Below are 367 nucleotides of genomic sequence, written 5' to 3' on the forward strand. Positions count from 1 at the left end.
TATTTGTAATACCGTGTAAGCCAGAACTGGTGTTGTAGTAGATACCTTCAACAGCGGCATCGATAAATTTGTTGGTTGTTGTTGATGGTTCTGTCGGTGTTGTGACACCTGAATTAGAACTGTCGCTACCACAACCTGTTAAAGCCACTGCAATCGCCGCTGCGAGAATACTCACTTTTTTCATTACTCGTATATCCTTTCTGTAATAGAGCTATTTGTTATTTTTATGCGTGTAATTTTATAGCGCGCGATTGTAGCGTGATCTTTCTTCCAAGTTAAGTGTGTAAAATGCTGTTCGGTTAATAAACATTCAAACATACGGTAAAAAACACAAAAAGCCGACAGATGTCGGCTTTTTCATAATATT

General features: G+C 38.1%; 1 pseudogene. It reads right to left on the reverse strand.

Going from position 1 to position 367, the window contains the following annotated elements:
- A pseudogene (locus AB4486_RS26870) lies at positions 1-184 on the reverse strand (hypothetical protein); the annotation flags it as partial.
- Between the last annotated feature and the right edge of the window lie 183 nt (positions 185-367).

The sequence above is a fragment of the Vibrio sp. 10N.222.55.C6 genome, assembly GCF_041473395.1.
In the GTDB taxonomy this organism is placed as follows: Bacteria; Pseudomonadota; Gammaproteobacteria; order Enterobacterales; family Vibrionaceae; genus Vibrio; species Vibrio crassostreae_C.